5 protein-coding genes are annotated in these 20,624 nt (G+C 73.4%); 4 read left to right on the forward strand and 1 reads right to left on the reverse strand.

The features are described 5' to 3' along the window. The first annotated feature begins 20 nt into the window (after window positions 1-20). On the forward strand, window positions 21-1,148 hold the full coding sequence (locus HV824_RS13210; protein WP_255208009.1) for a DUF4130 domain-containing protein: 1,128 nt from the start codon (window positions 21-23) through the stop codon (window positions 1,146-1,148). On the opposite strand, the gene HV824_RS13215 is transcribed toward HV824_RS13210, so the two are convergent. Next, window positions 1,127-2,107, reverse strand: coding sequence for an aldo/keto reductase (locus HV824_RS13215; RefSeq protein ID WP_176423417.1), 981 nt, complete (start codon window positions 2,105-2,107; stop codon window positions 1,127-1,129). The two genes, HV824_RS13210 and HV824_RS13215, sit on opposite strands and share 22 nt — an antisense overlap. Before the next feature lie 208 nt (window positions 2,108-2,315). Between HV824_RS13215 and HV824_RS13220 the strand changes: the two genes are divergently transcribed. The 3 genes from HV824_RS13220 to HV824_RS13230 all read left to right on the forward strand — a co-directional run. Beyond that, on the forward strand, window positions 2,316-7,712 hold the full coding sequence (locus HV824_RS13220; protein ID WP_176423418.1) for a non-ribosomal peptide synthetase: 5,397 nt from the start codon (window positions 2,316-2,318) through the stop codon (window positions 7,710-7,712). Continuing rightward, a complete protein-coding gene (locus HV824_RS13225; protein ID WP_176423419.1) occupies window positions 7,705-19,071 on the forward strand; it encodes a non-ribosomal peptide synthetase/type I polyketide synthase in 11,367 nt (3,788 codons plus the stop codon). The genes HV824_RS13220 and HV824_RS13225 overlap by 8 nt, the downstream gene beginning before the upstream one ends. Next, the coding region (locus HV824_RS13230; protein WP_255208010.1) for a condensation domain-containing protein at window positions 19,068-20,624 on the forward strand (1,557 nt) is incomplete at its 3' end. The genes HV824_RS13225 and HV824_RS13230, both read left to right, overlap by 4 nt.

Raw genomic sequence — 20,624 nt, forward strand, 5'->3', positions numbered from 1 at the left:
CCGGACACCGGGACGGTGGGATGACGCGCGTCCTCGTGGCGCCGGACCTGGCGTCCTTCCGGGTGGTGGCGCGGGGGCTGCTGGCGCGGGGCGAACCTCCAGAGCGGGTGCGCTTCGAGGAGACGCGGGGACGCCAGGGAACGTGGCTGGAGGCCGCGCGCTGGGAGGCCTGGGGGCGCGCCGCGTCCGGGGTGCCTCGGGACTTCGTGGGACTGGCGCAGAAGGTGGTGTGCCACCGTGAGCCTGCGCGCTGGGGGCTGCTGTACCGCGTGCTGTGGCGGCTGACCCATGGGGAACCGTCGCTGCTGGAGTGCCACGACGACGCGGACGTGCGGCGGCTGCGGTGGCTGGAGCACGCGGTGCGGCGGGACTCGCAGGCCCTGGTGGCGGCCGTGCGCTTCCGCCGGGTGTGGCGGGACGGGCGCGAACACCATGTCGCGTGGTACCGGCCCGAACACCTCATCGTCCGGGACGTGGCGCCGTTCCTCGTGCGCCGCTTCCCGGCCTTCTCCTGGAGCCTGATCACGCCAGGGACCTGGGCGCATTGGGACGGGGAGCGGCTGACCTTCGAGGAAGGCGGGGCGCTGCCGGAGTGGGCACGCGCCCCGGTGGCGCTGGCGGCGTCCCATTCGCGCCCACGGGCGGACGCGGAGCGCACGTCCTTGCTGCTGGTGGGGGCTTCACCCGTGGACGGCGCGGAGCCGCCTTTCGCGGGGGCCGCGGGCGCGCTCCTGGAGGTCGTGTTGGGACGCGCGGGGCTCACGCGCTCCAGTCGTCAGGTGGTGCGGCCGTGCGGGGACGGGTGCCGCTCGCGGCGTGGGGGGCTCCCTCCGACGGCGCGGGGGGAAGGGCGCACCTGCCGTCATGGGCTGGAGGCCGTGGTGGCGGAGGTCCGCCCGCGGCTCATCATCGCGCTGGGGCCCGCGGCGGCGCAGGCCTTCCTGGGGGTGGCGTTCCGAATGCACCTGAGCCGGGGGCAGCTGTTGGACACGCGGTGGGCGGAGGGCTGGATGGCCACGTATGACCCCGAAGCGGTGCTCCGGCTTCCAGAGGGCCGTGCGCGGGCGGAGGCGCGCATCCACTTCGAAGCGGACCTCCGGTCGGCGGCGGCGTGGCTGCGGCGCGCTCAGAGTCCGCGCACGGCGTGAGGCTGGTAGGGGGCCTCCAGGGCCTTCACCTCGTCGGACGTCAGCTTGAGGTCCACCGCGCGCACGGCATCCTCCAGGTGCTCCAGCTTCGTGGCGCCGATGATGGGCGCCGTCACCGCGGGGCGCGAGAGGAGCCAGGCCAGGGCCGTCTGCGCGGGAGGCACGTTGCGCTTCTCCGCGACGCTCCGGTTCGCCTCCGCCACGTCCCAGTCACCGGCCTGGTCATAGAGCATGGGGGACAGCGTGTCCGACTTCGCCCGCGTCGTGGCGTCCCTGTCCTTCAGCGACTTGCGCGAGCCCGCGAGCAGGCCACGCGCCAGCGGCGACCAGGGGATGACGCCAATGCCCTCGGCTTCGCACAGGGGCAGCATCTCCCGCTCCTCCTCGCGGTAGACGAGGTTGTAGTGGCCCTGCATGGACACGAAGCGTGTCCAGCCGCGCAGGTCCGCGACCCCCAGCGCCCGCGCGAACTGCCACGCATACGCGGAGGACGCGCCCAGGTAGCGCACCTTGCCCTGGCGCACGAGCTGATCCAAGGCGGCCAGCGTCTCCTCCAGCGGCGTGTTCGGGTCCATCCGGTGAATCTGGTAGAGGTCGATGGCCTCCACGCCCAGCCGCTTCAGGCTGGCCTCGCAGCCCTGGACGATGTGCTTGCGCGACAGGCCCCGCATGTTCTGCCCGTCCCCCATGGGGAAGTAGACCTTGGTGGCCAGCACCACCTCGTCCATGCGCGCGTAGCGGCGCAGGGCCCGGCCGGTGATTTCCTCACTGGCGCCCAGTGAATACATGTCCGCGGTGTCGAAGAAGTTGATGCCCAGCTCCACCGCCCGCCGGAAGAACGGCTGCGCGGCCTCTTCGTCCAGCACCCAGGGGCGCCACTTGGGCGTGCCGTAGCTCATGCAGCCCAGTCCGAGTCGAGACACGCGCAGGCCCGTGCGGCCAAGGTTTGTATATTTCATTTCGTGGCGTCCTCGCTGCTCCAACACAGGAGGCGTCCGTCATAGCGCGCTAGGGCTTTCCCGGCTTCTCGGAATCCGGTACATAAACGACGAATCCGAGGGGGCGCTGAACGGATCGCCGTGGGGTGCCCCTCGTATTTCAGGGGAGGGGTGTGCGCCTTGGTGTTCCGGCTGGCGTCTTCCAGTCAGGCAACGGGACTCCGACGACATGCACCTTCCGATTCGCTCCCAGTACGCCTCCGAGGCTGCTCGCCCGGGAGATGCCACCCTGGTGGACGTGTGCCGGACCCGGGCGGCGGCGCAGCCCGAGGACTGGATTTACACGTTTTTGGAGGATGAAGGCGAAAGCGTCCTCACGTACGCGGAGCTGGATGCGGGGGCACGGGCCGTGGCCGCGCTGCTGCAACGGCACCTGGCGCCCGGCGATCGTGCGTTGCTGCTGTATCCACCGGGCCGCGAGTACGCGTTCGGCTTCCTGGGGTGCCTCTACGCGGGCGTGGTGGCCGTACCGGCCTATCCACCGGACCCGATGCGGCTCGGCCGCACCTTGCCGAGGCTCCAGTCCCTGGTGGCGGACTGTGGCGCGCGGGTGGCGCTGACGACGTCCGGCATCGCGGACATGGTGGAGCCGCTGACGGAAGGCGCGCCGGATTTGCGCGCGCTCCGCTGGTTGGCCACGGACACGGTGGCCCCGGCGGAGGCCGCGGCCTGGCGCGCACCGGCCCTGAGCGGCGAGTCGGTGGCGTTCCTCCAGTACACGTCGGGTTCGACGGGGACGCCGCGAGGCGTGGTGCTGCGGCACCGCCACCTGCTGCACAACTCGTGGCTGATCGCCCGCGGCTTCGACGCGAGCCCGAACGCGGTGGGCGTCCTCTGGTTGCCGCCGTACCACGACATGGGGCTGATTGGCGGGCTCCTCCAGCCGCTGTACCGCGACTTCCCCATGGTGCTGTTGCCACCGCTGTCGTTCCTCCAGCGGCCCATGGGCTGGCTGGAGGCCGTGTCGCGCTACGGGGGCTCGGTGTGCGGCGCGCCCAACTTCGCGTTCGACCTGTGCGTCCGGAAGAGCACGCCCGCGCAGCGGGCCGCGTTGGACTTGAGCCGCTGGGAGTCGGCCTTCTGCGGCGCGGAGCCGGTGCGCGCGGACACGCTGGAGCGCTTCGCGGAGGCGTTCGCGCCCGCGGGCTTCCGGCGTGAGGCGTTCTACCCCTGCTATGGCCTGGCGGAGGGGACGCTCATCGTGTCGGGCGGCGTGCGCGCGGCGGCCCCGGTGGTGCGGCGCTTCTCACGGGAGGGCTTGCTGCGGGGTGAAGCGCGAGCCCCCGAGGCCGAGTCCGCGGAGGCCGTGCTGGTGGGCTGTGGCCAGGTGCTGGGCGACCAGGACGTGCGGGTGGTGGACCCGGTGACGCGCCGCCCGTGTCCGCCGGGCCGCGTGGGCGAGCTGTGGGTGCGGGGCCCCAGCGTCGCGGATGGATACTGGCAGCGGCCGGAGGAGACGGAGCGCACGTTTCACGGGCGGCTCGCGGACTCGGGAGAAGGTCCATACCTGCGCACGGGGGACCTGGGCGTCATCGAGGACGGCGAGGTCTTCGTCACGGGCCGCGCGAAGGACGTGCTGGTGCTTCGGGGGCGCAACCACTATCCGCAGGACCTGGAGCAGTCCGCGGAGCGCTGTCACCCCGGCGTGCGTCCTGGCTGTGGCGCCGCGTTCCTCGTGGAAGAGGCGGGTGAGGAGCGGTTGGTGCTCGTCCAGGAGGTGGCCGCGAAGGTGGCGGCCGACGGCGCGGTGGCTGAGGTCGTCACGCGCATCCGCGCGGCCTTGTCCGAGGAGCATGGCCTGGCCGCGTCCGCGGTGGTGCTCATCTCCGCGGGCTCCCTCCCCAAGACCTCCAGCGGCAAGGTGCAACGGCGTGCCACGCGCGAGGCCTTCCTGGCGGGGACGCTGGACGTCGTCCTCGCCTGGCGGGAGGCGTTGCCCACCGGGCGTGTCGAGCCCTCGCGAATGGGCGCCTCGCCCAGTGAGGCCGCGCCTGACTCCGTCGCGCCGTGGCGCTCAGCCGCCGAGGTGCTCCCCGCGCTGAGCCGCGAGGTGGCGGCGCTGCTGGGCGCGGACGCGCGCGCCGTGGACGTCGACGCGCCGCTCTCTGGTCATGGGCTCGATTCGCTCCGAGCGCTCGAGGTGGTGCATGCGGTGGAGGCCGGCTGGGGGGTCAGTCCGCCGGTGGCCTTCCTGCTCCAAGGCCCGAGCTTGCGTGAAGTGGCGGAGTGGGTATCTCGGGCCGCGGCCGACGCGTCGCCGGTCCTCACGGCCTCGCCCGCGTCCGCGGCGTCGTTCGTGCCGCTGGGGCAGCGCGCGCTCTGGTTCCTCCAGCGCATGGCGCCTGGGAGCACCGCCTACCACGTGGCTCGGGCGGTGCGGTTCCTCACGCCCGTCGACTCCGCCGCGCTGGACCGCGCCTTCTCGGCGCTGGTGTCCCGTCACCCCACGTTGCGCGCCGCGTTCCCGGAGGAGCAGGGGGCGCCGGCGCGTCGGGAGAGCGAGTCCGTCCCCGCGCTGGTGCGCGAAGCCGCGGCCGCGTGGGCGGAGTCCGCGTTGCGTGAGCGGCTCGACGCGGAGTCGCACCGCGCGTTCGACCTCGAACGCGGCCCCCTGCTGCGTGTGCACCTGTTCACCGGAGCGCCGCGTGGGGACGTGCTGCTGCTCGTCATGCACCACCTCGTCACCGACTTCTGGTCGCTGGAGGTGCTCGCCGGAGAGCTGGGGGCGCTGTACGCGGCGGAGGTCCAGGGGACGGCCGCGTCGTTGCCGCCACCTCCTCCGTCCGCGTCGCCCGTCCTTCAGGCGCTGGAAGCCAGCCTGGAGGGCGCGAGAGGAGATGCGATGGTGGCCTGGTGGCGCGAGCGGCTGGGCGGTGAGCTGCCGGTGTTGGAGCTGCCCACGTCGCGCCCGCGTCCGCGGCTCCAGTCCTTCCGTGGCGCCACCGTCACCTTCACCGTGCCGCCGGAGACGGCCACGCGGCTCAAGGCGCTGGCGCGCGACCAGGGCGCGACGCCCTTCATGGCGCTGCTGGCGGGCTATCTCGCGTTCCTGAGCCGCTACACCGGCCAGGAGGACCTCGTCGTGGGAACGCCCACCGCGGGCCGGCCTCGCGCGGACCTGTCACGGCAGATGGGGTACTTCGTCAACCCGGTGGCGCTGCGCGCGCGCGTGCCGCGGACACAGTCCTTCACCGCGCTGCTGGCCCACGTCCGCGCCACGGTCCTGGACGCACTGGACCATCAGGCGCTGCCCTTCGCGCGGCTCGTCGAGCAGCTGCAGCCGCGGCGAGACGCCTCGCGCGCGCCTGTCTTCCAGGCGATGTTCGCCTTGCAGTCCGGCCGTCCGGGACGCGAGGCGCTGGGCGGTCTGGCGCTGGGCGTGGAGGGCGCTCGAGCGCGGGTGGGCGAGCTGGACGTCGAGGCCGTTCCCCTGCGGCACCTCGCCTCCGCCTTCGACCTCTCGCTGATGATGGCCGAGGTGGAGGGGGGCTTCGCGGCCAGCCTGGAGTACTGCTCGGACCTCTTCGATGCGGACGCCGCGGCGCGGATGGCGCGCCACCTGGGGGCGCTGTTCGCCGCCGCCTCGTTGGCGCCGCACGCGCACGTGGGGGACCTGCCCCTGCTGGACGTCGCCGAGCGCGACCGCGTGCTGTCCCAGGGGCGTGGGGCGGCCCGCGTTCCTGGGGAAGCCCAGGCCGCGTCCGGGCGCGTGGAGCCGCCTGGGCTGCTCGCGCGGTTCGGCGCGTGGGCCGCGGAGACGCCGGACGCGGTCGCGCTGGTCGCGGGTCCGGCCCGTTGGTCCTACGCGGCGCTGGACGCGTGGGCGGGGCGGTTGGCGGCGCGGCTGCGGCGACACGGCGTGGCGCGGGAGGCGCGGGTCGGCGTGCTGCTGTCACGAGGCGGGCCCGAGTCCGTCGTGGCCTTCCTCGCCGTGCTCGCGGCGGGGGGCGTGGTGGTGCCGCTCGACCCCACGTCTCCCGCGGAGCGCCTGGAGTGGATGCTGCGGGACAGTGGCGCCCGGGTGCTGCTGTCCCACGCGAGTCTGGCCCGGCGTCTGGCGGTCCCCGAAGGCGTCGAGGTCCTGTCCTGGGAGTCGCACGGCACGCAGGAGGTGCTGGACGCGACGCCCAGGGCCTCCGCCGCGGAGACGGGCGCCGCGTGGCCGCGCGAGGCCGCCGCGTATGTCATCTACACCTCCGGGAGCACCGGGCGTCCCAAGGGCGTGGTCGTCACCCACCAGTCAATGGCGCACCTGGCCCGGTCCTCCCTGGCGCTGCGGCCCGGCCCCGGCACCCGGGTGCTCCAGCACGCGTCGCCCGCCTTCGACATGTCCGTGTGGGACTACTTGATGGCGCTCACCACGGGGGCCGCGCTGCACGTGGCGCCAGCGGGAGAGGTGCTCGCGGGAGACGCGCTGTACCGGGTGCTGCGCGATGAGCGCATCACCTCCGCGCTGCTGCCTCCATCCGTGGTCGCGTTGCTGCCCGATGCGCCCCTGCCGGACCTGGCGGTGCTCATCGTTGGCGGCGACGTGTGCCCGCGCGAGCTGGTGACTCGCTTCGGGCCGGGCCGCACCTTCATCAACGGGTACGGGCCCACGGAGGTGACGGTCTGCGCGACCTGGGAGTGGAGCCCTCCTGGCGACCTGGCGCCGGGCATCGGCGTGCCCATGGCGCACGTCGACACGTACGTGCTGGACGCGGCCCTGCGCCCCGTGCCGGTGGGCGTGGCGGGCGAATTGTTCGTGGGCGGGGAGGGCGTGGCGCGCGGCTACCTGGGCCAGCCGGGCCTCACGGCCGAGCGCTTCGTTCCGGACCCGTATGGCGGCGCGCCCGGTGCGCGGCTCTACCGCACGGGGGACCGGGTGCGGTGGTCGCCGGACGGGCGGCTCGAATTCCTGGGGCGCGTGGATGCCCAGCTCAAGCTGCGCGGCTTCCGCATCGAGCCGGGCGAGGTGGAGGTGGCCCTCCGGGAGCTGGCGGGGATGCGGCAGGCGCACGTGCGCGTGTGGTCGCCGCCCGCTGGCGGGGAGGCGCGGCTGGTGGCCTACGTGGTGCCGGGCCCCGGAGCGCCGCTGCCACCGGGCGAGGTCCGCGCGCGCCTGCGTGCCCGGCTTCCGGAGCAGCTCGTCCCGGTGGACCTCATCTCCCTGGAGGCGTTGCCGATGACGACCGGCGGCAAGGTGGACGCACGCGCGCTGCCCGCCCCGGTGCGAACCGTGACGGCGGAGAGTGCGCCGCGCACGCCGCTGGAGGAGTCCCTCGCGAAGGCCTGGGCGGAGGCCCTGGGGCTGCCCTCGGTGGGGGTGCACTCGCACTTCTTCGACGACCTCGGCGGCAGCTCGCTGGCGGCGGTGCGGACGTGCGCGCGGCTGCGCGAGACGTTGGGCCAGGACGTGCCCATCACCCACCTCTTCGAACACCCCACCGTCCACTCCCTGGCCCGGCGCCTGGCGTCCGAGTCGTCTCCAGGGCCGGCGTCCGACGAGAAACACCAGACGCGCGCGGAGGCCCGGCGACAGGTCCTCCAGCGTCGCGGAGGAAGGAACCCTCGAGGCAATGGCTGACCACGACATGACGGGCGGAGACAGCACGGGGATGGGCAACGACATCGCGATCATCGGCATGGCGGTCCGCTTTCCAGGGGCCCGCGACGTGGAGGCGTTCTGGGGGAACCTGCGTGACGGCGTGGAGTCCATCACCCGCCTGCCTCCGGAGGCGCTGGAGCCGTCGCCCCTGGTCCCCGCGCTGGTGCGTGGCCACCCGGACTTCGTGCCGGTGGCCTCTGAGCTGGAAGGCGGAGACCACTTCGACGCGGCCTTCTTCGGCGTGGCGCCGCGCGAGGCGCAGTGGATGGATCCGCAGCAGCGCGTGTTTCTGGAGTGCGCGTGGGCCGCGCTGGAGGACGCCGCGCTCGACCCCGAACGTTTCGATGGGAAGGTGTCGCTCTACGCGGGGGCGGGCGCCTCGCTGCACACGTTGGGGTTGTTGGGGCAGGGCGCCCTGGACCCCGCGTCGCTCTACGAGCTGCTGGGCACGACGGGGGAGAACCTCGCGACGAAGGCGTCCTTCAAGCTGGGCCTGCGCGGCGAGAGCCTGTCCGTCTACACCGCGTGCTCCACGGGCCTGGTGGCCGTGCACATGGCGTGTCAGAGCCTGCTGATGCGCCAGTCGGACGTGGCGCTGGCGGGCGCGGTGCGGCTGTCACTGCCACAGCGGTCGGGCTACCTGTTCCAGGAGGGGATGATTCTCTCCCCGGACGGCCACTGCCGGGCGTTCGACGCACGCGCGGCCGGAACGGTGCCGGGCAATGGCGCGGCGGTGGTGGTGCTCAAGCCCTTGGCGGACGCGCTGCGGGATGGCGACACCATCCATGCCGTCATCAAGGGGTCGGCCATCAACAACGATGGCGCCGCGAAGGTCGGCTACACGGCGCCGAGCGTGGAGGGGCAGGCGGACGTCATCAGTGAGGCCCTGGCCTACGCGGGACTGGAGGCGCGGGACATCGGCTACGTGGAGGCGCACGGGACGGGTACGGCGCTGGGGGACCCCATCGAGGTGGCGGCGCTGACGCGGGCGTTCCGCCGTCATACGGACGCGACGGGGTACTGCGGCCTGGGCTCGGTGAAGACGAACGTGGGCCACCTGGACACGGCGGCGGGGCTCGCGGGGCTCATCAAGGCGGTGCTGGCCCTGAAGCACGAGGCGCTGCCGGCCAGCCTCCACTTCGAGCGCCCCAATCCGGCCATCGACTTCGCGGGCAGTCCGTTCTTCGTCGTGGACGCGCTCCGGCCCTGGCCTCGGGGCGACGTGCCCCGGCGCGCGGGCGTCAGCTCGTTCGGCATTGGGGGGACGAACGCCCACGTGGTGCTGGAAGAGGCGCCGCTGACCGCTCGGACCCAGGAGCGCTCGCGCCCCACGCAGGTGGTGACGCTGTCGGCTCGAACGGCCGAGGCGTTGGCGTCCACGGCGCGGGAGCTGGCGGACTGGCTGGAGCGCGCGCCCGGCGAGGTGTCGTTGCCGGACGTGGCCTTCACCCGCAACACGGGCCGCCGCGCCTTCGAGCACCGGAGGGCCGTGGTGGCGGGCGACCGCGAGGCGCTGGTGGCCGCGCTGCGGGCGCCGGGGCAGGGGCGCGTGGTGGAGGACGTCGCGGCGGCGCGCGAGGCGCGCGTGGCGTTCCTGCTGCCGGGACAGGGCGCGCAGTCCGTGGGCATGGGGCGAGCGCTTCACGCCGCGGAGCCCGCGTACCGCGAAGCGCTGGAGACCTGCCTGCGGGAGTTGGGGCCGCGGCTGGAGGCGTCGGTGCGCGCGGTGTTGTTCCCCGCGCCAGGAGGCGAAGACGCCGCGAAGGCGCTGCTGGCGGACCCGGGCTGCGCGCTGCCCGCGCTGTTCTCGGTGGAGTACGCGCTCGCGCGCCAGTGGGAGTCGTGGGGCGTGAAGCCCCATGCGCTGCTGGGGCACAGCTTCGGTGAGTACGTGGCGGCGTGCCTCGCGGGCGTGCTGCCCCTGGAGGACGCGCTGGCCCTGGCGGCGGCGCGTGGTCGGCTGATGGCGCGCATGCCGGCGGGCAGCATGACGGCGGTGGGGTGCTCCGAGGCCGTCATCCGCCCCTTGCTGACGGGGGCGTTGTCGCTGGCCGCGGTGAATGGGGCGGAGCGCTGCGTGGTCTCCGGCCCCACGCCGGAGGTCGAGGCCCTGGAGCGCGAGCTCACGACACGGGGGGTGGGCGTGCTGCGCCTGCCCGCGGCCCATGCGTTCCATTCCGCGGCGGTGGAGCCGCTGATGGAGGACCTGCGCCAGGTCGTCTCCGGGCTGCGCTTGTCCGCGCCCCAGCGCCCCTACGTGTCCAGCGTCACCGGGACGTGGATCCGCGCGGACGAGGCGACGGACCCGGCCTACTGGGTCCGGCAGATGCGGGCGCCGGTGCGCTTCGCGGATGGACTGGAGACGCTCCAAGCGGACGGCTGCACGGTGTTCCTCGAAGTGGGGCCGGACCAGGCGCTCACGGCCCTGGCGAAGCTGGGCTTGCGCGGACACGCGGGCCGGGCCGTGGCGTCGCTGCCGCGGGCGGGGTCGACGTCGAGCCCGCATGCGGCGCTGATGGCGGCGCTGGGCGCGTTGTGGGAGCAGGGATGGGCGCTCGATTGGAGCCAGGTCTACGCGCACGAGCAGCGCCGGAAGTTGCCGCTGCCTGTCTATCCCTTCCAGCGCCAATCCATGGGCACCGCGCCCGCGCCCGTGCTCGTCAGCCCACCGGTGCCTCGTGAGGTGCCGCCCCCTCCCGCCGACGTGGCGGCGGTCCATGAGGAAGGACCGCCTGACGCCGCGGGGCCCCGGACGGACGTGGAGCGGCAGGTGCTGGCCATCTGGCGCGAGCGGTTGGGCCGCGCGGACTTTGGCATCCACGACGACTTCCTGGAGCTGGGGGGCAACTCGTTGATGGCCGCGCAGATGCTGACGCGGCTGCGCGAGGCGTTCCCGGTGCAGCTCCCCCTGAGCGACGTGTTCGAGGCGCCCACGGTGGCCGGGGTGTCCGCGCGCATCCAGGCGCGGATGGGCTCGGCGGGCGCGGTGACGGGGGAGGCCGCGCTGCCGCCGCTGGCGCGTATCGCGCGTGACGGCGTGTTGCCCCTGTCCGTGGTGCAGGAGCGCGTCTGCGCGTTGGAGCAGGCGCTGCCGGGCAACCCGGCGCTCAACATGTACGTGGTGCTGCGGCTGCGCGGGGCGCTGGACGTGGCGCTCATGGAGCGGAGCCTGGAGGCGGTGGTGCGCCGTCACGAGGCGCTGCGCACCTCCTATCCGCGCGTCCAGGGCGCGACGGTCCTCCGCATCGCGCCGGAGGTGAAGCTGCCGCTGGCAGTGGAACCGCTGGCGGCAGAGGGCTGGGAGCAGCGCGTCCATGACGAGGTGGCGCGTCCCTTCGACCTGGAGCGCGGGCCCGTGGTCCGCGCGCGCCTCTGGCGGCTGTCCCCGGAAGAGCACCTGCTCGCCGTCACGGTGCATCACGTGGTGTGTGACACGTGGTCGCTGGTGGTGCTCGGCAAGGAGCTGGGGGCGCACTACAGCGCCTTCAAGCGGGGGCAGCCCGTCGCGTTGCCCGCCCTGGCCGTGCAGTACGCGGATTATGCGGCCTGGCAGCGACGAGCGCTGAGAGAGGGGGCCTTCGCCGCTCAGGCCGCGGCGTGGCGCGAGCGGCTGGTGTCGCTCCCGGGGCCCTTGGCGCTGCCGGTGGACCGTGCCCCGGGCGAGGGGCCCGCGCTGCGGGGCCAGCGGTTGAACGTGGGGTTCTCCCGCGCGCTGTCGGAGTCGGTCCAGGCCCTGGCGCAGCGTGAGGGCATCACCCCGTTCATGGTGCTGCTGGCGTCGTGGAAGGCGCTGCTGTCGCGCTGGTCGGGCCAGGACGACATCGTCGTGGGGACCCCCATTGGCAACCGCAGCCGGCCGGAGCTGGAGCCGCTGATGGGCTACGTGGCGCACGCCGTCCCGCTTCGGACGGACCTGTCCGGAGCCCCGCCGTTCCGCGAGCTGCTGACGCGAGTCCGGGACGTGATGCTGGAGGCCTACGCGCATCCGGATGTCCCGTACGAAGAGCTGGTGCGGGAAATCGAGCCGCGGAAGGACACGGGCCGCGAGCGCGTCTTCGACACGTTGCTCGTCCTGCACACCCGCTTCGAGCCCAACGTGGAGCTGCCCGGCCTGCTGATGAGTCTGGTGGAGCTGGAGAACGGGCCACCGCAGTTCGGCGCGGTCCTGTCGAACCTGTCCATCTCCCTGGGCGAGCACGCGCACGGCTTCGCTGGCACCGTGGACTACGCGGACGAACGCTTCGAGCGGGCGACCGTGGAGCGGTTGATGGCGCACTGGACCACCCTGCTCGAAGCCGCGGTGGCGGACCCCGACCTGCCCGTGTCCGAGCTGCCACTGGAGGCGCCGCCATCACCGCGCGCCCCGTCGCTGGCGGACAGCCGCCTCTCCGCGCCCGTGCCCTTGGCGTCGCTGCTGCGGGAGCGCGCGGCGAAGGCCGCGTCCGCCGTCGCGCTGACGGCGGCGGATGGGCGGGCCGTCACGTGGGGAGCGTTGCGCGCGGGAGCAGGGCGGCTCGCGTCCGAGCTGAAGGCGCGAGGCGTGGGCCCCGACGCCCTGGTGGCGGTGTGCCTGGACGCGTCGGTGGAGCAGGTGGTCGCGCTGTGGGCGGTCCTGGAGGTGGGCGCGGCCTATGTGCTGTTGCCGGTGCCTCGGCTCCGTGAGCTGTCCGCGCTCGCACCGCCGGGCGCGCCCGCGCCGTTGCTGCTGACGCGCGCGAACGTCCGCACGAGCGCACCGCTCGACAGGTCGCGCGTCCTCCACATCGATGAGGTGCTCGCGGCTCCAGAGGCCTCGGAGCCCGCGTCCCAGGCGGGGGCCGAGCCCGTCTCCGAGCCTCCTTCCGAGCGGGTCTGCCTGGAGCCCCTGCGCGGGCCTGGGGGCGAGCGGCTTCACGCCATCCACACGCACGGCACGGTCGCGGCGTTGTTCGCGCGGTTGGACGCGGGGAGCGCGCCGGAAGGGGGCGTCTGGCTCGCGGCGGAGGCGCCCACCGAGCCGGGGGCGGGACTGGAGTTGCTGTGGGCCCTGACGCGCGGGCTGCGCGTGGTGCTGCCAACGGAGCGTGCGCGCTTCGCGTGGGGAGGCTCGGGCGCTGGCGGCTCGCGGCGGCCCATGGACTTCAGCCTGTCCTTCTTCGCCAACGACGAGGACTCGCTGGGCGGGCGCAAGTACCGGCTGCTGCTGGAGGCCGCGAAGTTCGCGGACGCGCATGGCTTCTCGGCGGTGTGGACGCCGGAGCGGCACTTCCATTCGTTCGGTGGGCTCTATCCCCGGCCGGCGGTGGTGGGAGCGGGCGTGGCGACGGTGACGGAGCGCCTGGGCATTCGCGCGGGCAGCGTGGTGCTCCCGCTGCACGACCCCGTCCTCGTCGCCGAGGAGTGGGCCGTGCTGGACAACCTGTCCGAGGGCCGCGTCGGCGTGTCCTTCGCCTCCGGCTGGCACGTGAATGACTTCGTGTTCGCGCCGGACCGCTATGCGCGCAGGAAGGAGGTCCTCCTTCGCGGCATCGAAGACGTGCGGACGCTGTGGCGCGGGGGCACGGTGCTCCGGCGCAACGGGAACGGGGAGGAGGTGGCGTTGTCGCTGCGGCCTCGGCCCGTGCAGAAGTCGCTGCCTGTCTGGCTCACCGCCGCCGGAAGTCCGGAGACGTTCCGTCTGGCCGGAGAGCTGGGGGCCTACGTGCTCACCAACTTGATGGGCCAGCAGTTGGATGACCTGGCCTCCAAGGTGGCGTTGTACCGGGACGCGTGGCGCCAGCACGGTCATCCGGGCCGGGGGCACGTGAGCCTGATGATGCACGCGTACCTGGGCGACGACCCGTCCGTGGTGCGCGAGCGGGTGCGACAGCCGCTGCTCGACTACTTCCGCGGCTCGGTGGACATCCTCGCGGGCTTCGTGGCCAGCCAGGGCCTTCAGGTGGACCCGCGCTCACTGACGCCCGGGGACATGGACGCGCTGCTGAGCCACGGCGTCGAACGCTACATGGACGACGGCGGCCTCTTTGGCACCCCCGAGAGCTGCGGCCCCGTGGTGGAGCGCGTGCGGCGGCTCGACGTGGACGAGATCGCCTGCCTCGTGGACTTCGGCGTGGAGGTGGACGCGACCCTGGAGGGGCTGCGTCACCTGGAGGGGCTGCGAGCCCGTCATTCGCCGGAGCCAGGCCTCGCGGTGCCGGTGCCTCAGTTGAGGGAAGGGCCCGACGCGGCGACGGCCTTGTTGTCGCTCGTGCGGGAGGCGGAGGTCACGCACCTGCACTGCACGGCGGCGCTCGCGCGGTCGCTGCTGGCGCTCCCCGGCGCGGAGGCGGCGCTGCGTCCCGTTCGTCAGGTGCTGCTGGAGGACGCCGCGCCCGACGTGGCGGCGTCGCTGGAGCGGCTGCTCCCGGGGCGCGTCGCGCACCGCCACGAGGCCCTGGGGCCCGGAGCCTGGGCGATGGGCACGGAGGCTCCAGCCGGCACGGCCTGGAGCGTGGTGGACGGGCGCGGTCAGCCCGTCCCCCTGGGCGTGGTGGGGGAGTTGATGGTGGAGGGCGCCGGTGTGCCCGGGGGCTTCTGGAACGCGCCGGAGCGCTCCGCGTTGCGAGTCCTCCCCACCGCGCGGGAAGGCGTGCGCCGTCTGGTCACCGGGCGCAGGGCCCGGCGCCGGGCGGATGGGACGCTGGAGCTGCTGCCCGCCGTGCCCACCCCCACGCGCCGTCCCGCTCCGCCGAAGGCCGCCGTCATGCCGGGCGCCGCCGCGAAGGCACGGCAGGGGCCGCCGCCCATCCCCGTGGTGTCGCGAGACCGGCCGCTGCCGCTGTCGTTCTCACAGCAGCGGCTCTGGTACATGGACCGGTTGGAGCCGGGCAACGTCGCCTACAACAACGCCGTCGCGTTCGTGCTGAGCGGCGCGCTCGACGTGGCGGCGCTGACACAGGCGTTCAACGCGGTGGTGGCCCGGCACGAGGCGCTCCGGACCACCTTCGCCCAGGTGGGCGCGGACGCGGTGCAGGTCATCGCGCCAACGTTGGAGGTTCCCATGCCCTTGCTCGTGGCGGAGGGGGCGAGCGAGGACGTCGTCGCGAGCTGGGCGCGTGAAGAGGCGCGCCGTCCCTTCGACCTGGAGCAGGGGCCGCTGCTCCGGGCGGTGTTGCTCCGGCGGGGCGACACCGAGCACGTCCTGCTGCTCACGCTCCATCACATCATCTCGGACGGCTGGTCCGCGGGTGTGATGGTGCACGAGGTGGCCCGCTTGTACGAGGCCGCGAAGACGGGTCAGCCCGCGGCGCTGCCGGCGTTGCCCGTGCAGTACGCGGACTATTCCGTCTGGCAGCTCGAGTGGATGAAGGGCCCCGCGCTGAAGTCCGAACAGGACTGGTGGCGCGACGTGTTGACGGACGTGCCCGTGCTCCAGCTTCCAACGGACAGGCCTCGTCCCGCGGTGCAGACCTACGAGGGCGAGCGGCGCGCCGTCACCCTCCCGCGCCCGTTGACGGAGGCCCTGGCCTCCGTGGGCCGGCGGGTGGGGGCTACGCCCTTCATGGTGCTGATGGCCGCGTGGCAGGCCTTGCTCCACGCGTACTCGGGGCAGGAGGACTTCGCGGTGGGCACGCCGGTGGCCGGCCGGAACCGCCCGGAGGTCGAGCCGTTGATGGGGTGCTTCATCAACTCCATCGCCCTGCGTGCGGACCTGGCTGGCGACCCGGCCTTCGCGGAGCTGGTGGGCCGCGTGCGCCGGACCGCGCTGGAGAGCTTCGCCCACCAGGAGGTGCCCTTCGAGAAGCTGGTGGAGGCGCTGCACGTCCCGCGCGACCTCAGCCATACGCCCATCTTCCAGACGATGCTGGTGCTCCACAACACGCCCACGCCGGAGCTGTCGCTGGCGGGGCTCCAGCTTCGCGGCCGTCCCGTCCACACGGGGGCCACCAAGCTGGACCTGACCCTGGAGCTCGCGGAGACGCCAGCGGGCCTGAGCGGCGGCATCGAATACAACACGGACCTCTTCGACGCGGACACCATCGCGCGGCTCGCGGGGCACCTGCTCCGCGTGTTGGAGGCGGTGGCGGCGGCGCCGGAGCTGCGGCTGTCACAGCTCGAGCTGCTGACCGGGGCCGAGCGCCAACGGTTGCTGGTGGAGTGGAACGCCTCGCCGCTGCCTGGCGTCGCGGCGGCGGACAGCGTCCCGGCGCGCTTCCTGGCGCAGGTGGCGCGCACGCCGGACCGGGTGGCGGTGGAGGACGGCCACCAGGCGCTGACGTATCGCGAGCTGGCCGGACGGTCGGGGCGCATCGCCGGGTACCTGTCGGCGCGAGGCGTGGGACAGGGTGCCATCGTGGCGCTCGCGCTGGCACATCCCTCGGAAGTGGTCGTGGGGCTGCTCGGCGTGATGCGCGCGGGGGCGGCGGCCGTCGTGCTCGACCTGGACCACCCGATGGAGCGCCTCGCGGGGCTGCTCGCGGAGACGCGAGCCAGCGGAGTGCTCACCACGGAGGCTTCACGCGCCCGGGTGCCCACGCGCGAGGGGACGGAGGTCCTCCACCTGGACTCCGTGCCCGCCAGCCTGGAGGCGCCGCCCAGCGCCCCGTCCGCGGACGACGCGGCGTGTGTCGTCTACACGTCGGGGTCCACGGGGACGCCGCGGGGTGTGGTGATGGAGCACCGGCAGCTGGTGTCCGCGACGCTCGCGCGGCACGAGGTCTACGGCGCGCCGGGCGTGGTCATGTCCCTGGCGCCGTTCACCTTCGATGCCTCGCTGGCGGGCCTGCTGTGGTCCTTGTTCGGTGGCGGCACGCTGCGCTACCCGGAGGCGGAGGAGCGCGAGGACCCACGCAGGTTGGCGGAGCGGGTCGCGCGCTCGGAGGTCACTCACTTCATCTCCGTGCCCGCCTTGTATGGGCAGGTGCTCGCGGCGGCGCCTCCGGGCGGCCTGCCGAGCCTGCGCGCGGTGAGCGTGGGCGGCGAGGCGTGTCCGGTGGAGCTCACGCGAGCGCATCACGACGCGCTGCCCGCGGTCCCCTTGTTCAACGAGTACGGTCCCACGGAGGCCACCATCTGGAGCACGGTGCACCGGGTTCGCGCCGACGCACCGGGCCACGTGCCCATTGGCCGCGCGGTGCCGGGGGCGCGGGTGTACCTGCTGGATTCGCGGCGCAACCTGGTGCCGCAGGGGGCTCCCGGCGAGGTGTACGTGGGCGGCGCGGGGGTGGTGCGAGGGTATCTGGGCCAGCCCGCGCTGACGGCCGAGCGCTTCGTGGAGGACCCGTTCGATGGACGTCCGGGCGCCCGCATGTACCGCACGGGAGACGTGGCCCGCTGGCGCGCGGACGGAGCGTTGGAGTTCGTGGGCCGCGTGGACCGGCAGGTGAAGGTGCGGGGCTTCCGCATCGAGCCGGGTGAAGTGGAGGCCGCGCTGCTCGCGAGCCCCCAGGTCAAGGACGCGGCCGTCATGGCGCGTGTGGACGGGCGTGGCCCTGGCCGCCTCGTGGCCTACGTCGTGCCCGCGCGGGAGGGCGCGGACAGCGCGCCCGACGCCGCGGCCATGAAGGCGTGGCTGATGTCCCGGCTGCCGCCGTACATGGTCCCCTCGGCGTTCGTCACGCTCGGCGCGCTGCCTCGCACCCGGCACGGCAAGGTGGACTTCCGGGCGTTGCCCGCGCCGGAGCGGCCCTCGGCGGACGCGCAAGGGCCCGTGGCGGCGCCGCGCTCGGAGGTGGAGGAGACCCTCGCGGCGCTCTGGCGCGACGTCCTCTCGGTGGAGCGCGTGGGCATCCACGACGACTTCTTCGAGCTGGGCGGTGATTCCATCCTGGGCCTGCAAATCGTCACCCGGGCGCGCGCGGCGGGCATCGAGCTGTCGCCGAAGCAGTTGTTCCAGAATCCGACGGTGGCGCGGCTCGCGGCGGTCGCGGGGACGCGCCTCACGGTGCAGGCCGAGCAGGGCCCCGTCACCGGGCCCGTGGCGCTGACCCCCATCCAGCACTGGTTCTTCGAGCTGGCGCTGGAGGATGCGCACCACTGGAACATGTCCCTGCTGTTGGAGGCGAAGGCGCCGCTGGACGCCGCGTTGTTGCAGCGGGCGCTGGGGCATCTGCTGGAACACCATGACGCGCTCCGGCTGCGCTTCGCTCCCGGTGATGGGGGCTGGCACCAGTCCGCCTCCGCGCCAGGAGCGGCCGTCACGGTGGCTCGCGTGGACCTGTCCTCCGTGCCTGAGTCCGAACAGTCGGCGGCGCTGCTCCGGCACGCCGAGGCGGCGCAAGAGAGCCTGCGGTTGGAGGGGCCCCTGGTCCAGGTGGCGGTGCTGGAGGGGGGCGCCGGACGACCTTCCCGGCTGATGCTGACGGTCCACCATCTGGTGGTGGACGCGGTGTCGTGGCGCATCCTCCTGGAGGACCTGGCGGCGGTGTACGCGAAGCTCGCCGCGGGCGAGGCCGTGGCGCTCCCGCCGAAGACGACGTCGTTCCAGGCGTGGGCTCGGGGGTTGGAGGCGTTGTCGCGCTCGGAGGCGCTGGCGGCGCAGCGGGCATGGTGGCTCGAACGTCCGTGGCGCGAGGCGCCGCGGCTCCCCGTGGACCTGGCGGGTGGGGCCAACACGGAGGCCACCGCGAGCATGGTGCGCGTGACGCTGGACGCCGAGCACACGCGGGCCTTGCTGCACGACGTGCCGAAGGCGTGGCACACGCAGCCTCAAGAGCCGTTGCTGACGGCGCTGGCCCAGGCGCTGATGGCGTGGTCGGGTGGCGCGGTCGCGCTGGTGGACGTGGAGGGGCATGGACGGGAAGACGTGCTGCCGGGCGTGGACGTGTCCCGCACGGTGGGCTGGTTCACCCGGGTGTTCCCCGCGCTGCTGGACCTGCGCGCAACGAAGACGCCCGGTGAGGCGCTTCGCGCGGTGAAGGAGGGCCTGCGCGCCGTGCCCTCGCACGGCATGGGGTGGGGCCTGCTCCGCTACGTCGCGAAGGACGCGGCGCTGGCGGCGCTGCCGCTGGCGGAGGTGGGCTTCAATCACCTGGGACAGGTCGATGGCGCGGTGGGCGCGGGGGCCCCCTTCGTGCTCGCTCCGGAGGGCGAGGCGTTGCGTCAGCGGGCTCCGAGCGCGCGCCGGCCGTACCTGCTCGACGTGACGAGCGCGGTACGTGACGGACGGCTGGAGGCCATCTGGACCTTCAGCGAGGCCGTACATCGTCGCGAGACGGTGAGCCGCGTGGCGGAGGGCTTCCTGGCCCGGCTCCGGGAGCTGGTGGAGGCGTCGCGCGCGCCGGAGGCGGGGGGCCATTCGCCCTCGGATTTCCCGCTCGCGAAGGTGAAGCAGGCGCAGCTCGACAAGCTGGCCGCACGGTTCGGAAAGAAGACGCGATGAGCGACAACATCGACGACCTGTACCCCCTGTCGCCGCTGCAGGGCGGCATGTTGTTCCACGCCATCGCCGAGCCCGGGAGGGGCCTGTACTTCAACCAGCTCGTCTGCGAGCTGCGGGGCCGGCTGGATTTGGACGCCTTCACCCGGGCCTGGAATGGCGTCGTGTCCGCGCACCCCGTGCTGCGCACGGCGCTCGTCTGGGATGACGTCGACGAGCCGGTGCAGGTCGTACTCCATGAGGTGGACCTGCCCGTGCGCGTCGAGGACTGGCGCGGCGTGCCGGCCGAAGCCCGGGAGTCGCGGTTGGAGGCCTTCCTGGCGGAGGACCGGCGCGAGGGCTTCGACCTCTCCTCCGCGCCGTTGGTGCGGCTGGCGCTGTTCCGGTGTGGCGACGACTCACACCGCTTCGTGTTCAGCCATTCGCACCTGATCCTGGATGGCTGGTCCGTGCCGCTGGTGCTCCGCGACGTCTTCACCTTGTACGAGGGCGCGCTCTCGGGGCGGCCGGCCCGGCTCTCCCCACCCAGACCCTTCCGGGACTATGTCGAGTGGCTGAGCGAGCAGGACCTGGCGGTCTCCGAGTCCTTCTGGCGTCAGGGGCTCGAAGGGGTCGATGCGCCCACGAATCCGCCGCAGGTGCTCGGGAGCGGTGAGGGGACGGGGAAGGCCTCGCAATCCTTGTTCCTGTCGGAGCCGCTCACCACGGCGTTGACCGGCTTCGCCCGGCGGCAGGGCCTCACGTTGCATACCCTGGTGCAGGGGGCCTGGGCCCTGGTGCTCGGCCATCTGTGTGGCACGGAGGACGTCGTCTTCGGCACCACCGTCTCCGGGCGTCCGCCAGGGTTGGCGGGCGTGGAGGACATGGTGGGGTTGTTCATCAACACCCAGCCCGTGCGTGTCCGGCTGCCACCCGAAGCGCCCCTGTCGGCGTGGCTGCGCGGCATCCAGGAGCTGCAGTTGGAGGCGCGTCAGCACGAGCACGCGCCGCTGGTAAAGGTCCAGCGCTGGAGCAGCGTGCCCGCGGGGACGCCGCTGTTCGAGACCCTGGTCGTCTTCGAGAACTACCCGCTGGACGCCGCGCTCACGTCGGCCTCCCGGGCCTTGGAGGTCCGGGACATCCGGGCCGTCGAGGCGGACCATTTCCCGCTGACGCTCATCTCGACGAATGGGACGCGGCTGCCGCTGTACCTGCGCTACGACCGGAAGCAGTTCTCCGCGGCCTTCGCGGATGCGCAGCTCGAACGGCTGCGCGTCGTGTTGGAGGCGATCGCGGCGAGTCCGGAGCGCGCCTTGGGCACGCTGGCCTTGAGCTCGGAGGCCGAACGTCACCAGGTCCTCGTGGCGTGGAACGACACGCGCACGGCGTTCGCGGACGAGGCCTCGGTGCTGGGGCGCTTCCAGGCGCAAGTGGACCGATGCCCGGCTGCCGCGGCGGTGAGGTGCGAGGAGGAGGTGCTGACGTACGGGGAGCTGGAGGCGCGGGCGAACCAGTGGGCGCACCACCTGCGGGGGCTGGGAGTGGGGGCGGAGGCGCCGGTGGGGCTGTGCCTGGAG

Source organism: Myxococcus sp. AM009 (assembly GCF_013372605.1).
Lineage (GTDB): Bacteria > Myxococcota > Myxococcia > Myxococcales > Myxococcaceae > Myxococcus > Myxococcus vastator.

What these genes read in the sequence shown, in the direction of transcription:
- HV824_RS13210 (WP_255208009.1), top strand. Translation starts at nt 21, where the DNA reads ATGACGCGCGTCCTCGTGGCGCCGGACCTGGCGTCCTTCCGGGTGGTG.
- HV824_RS13215 (WP_176423417.1), bottom strand. Translation starts at nt 2,107, where the DNA reads ATGAAATATACAAACCTTGGCCGCACGGGCCTGCGCGTGTCTCGACTC.
- HV824_RS13220 (WP_176423418.1), top strand. Translation starts at nt 2,316, where the DNA reads ATGCACCTTCCGATTCGCTCCCAGTACGCCTCCGAGGCTGCTCGCCCG.
- HV824_RS13225 (WP_176423419.1), top strand. Translation starts at nt 7,705, where the DNA reads ATGGCTGACCACGACATGACGGGCGGAGACAGCACGGGGATGGGCAAC.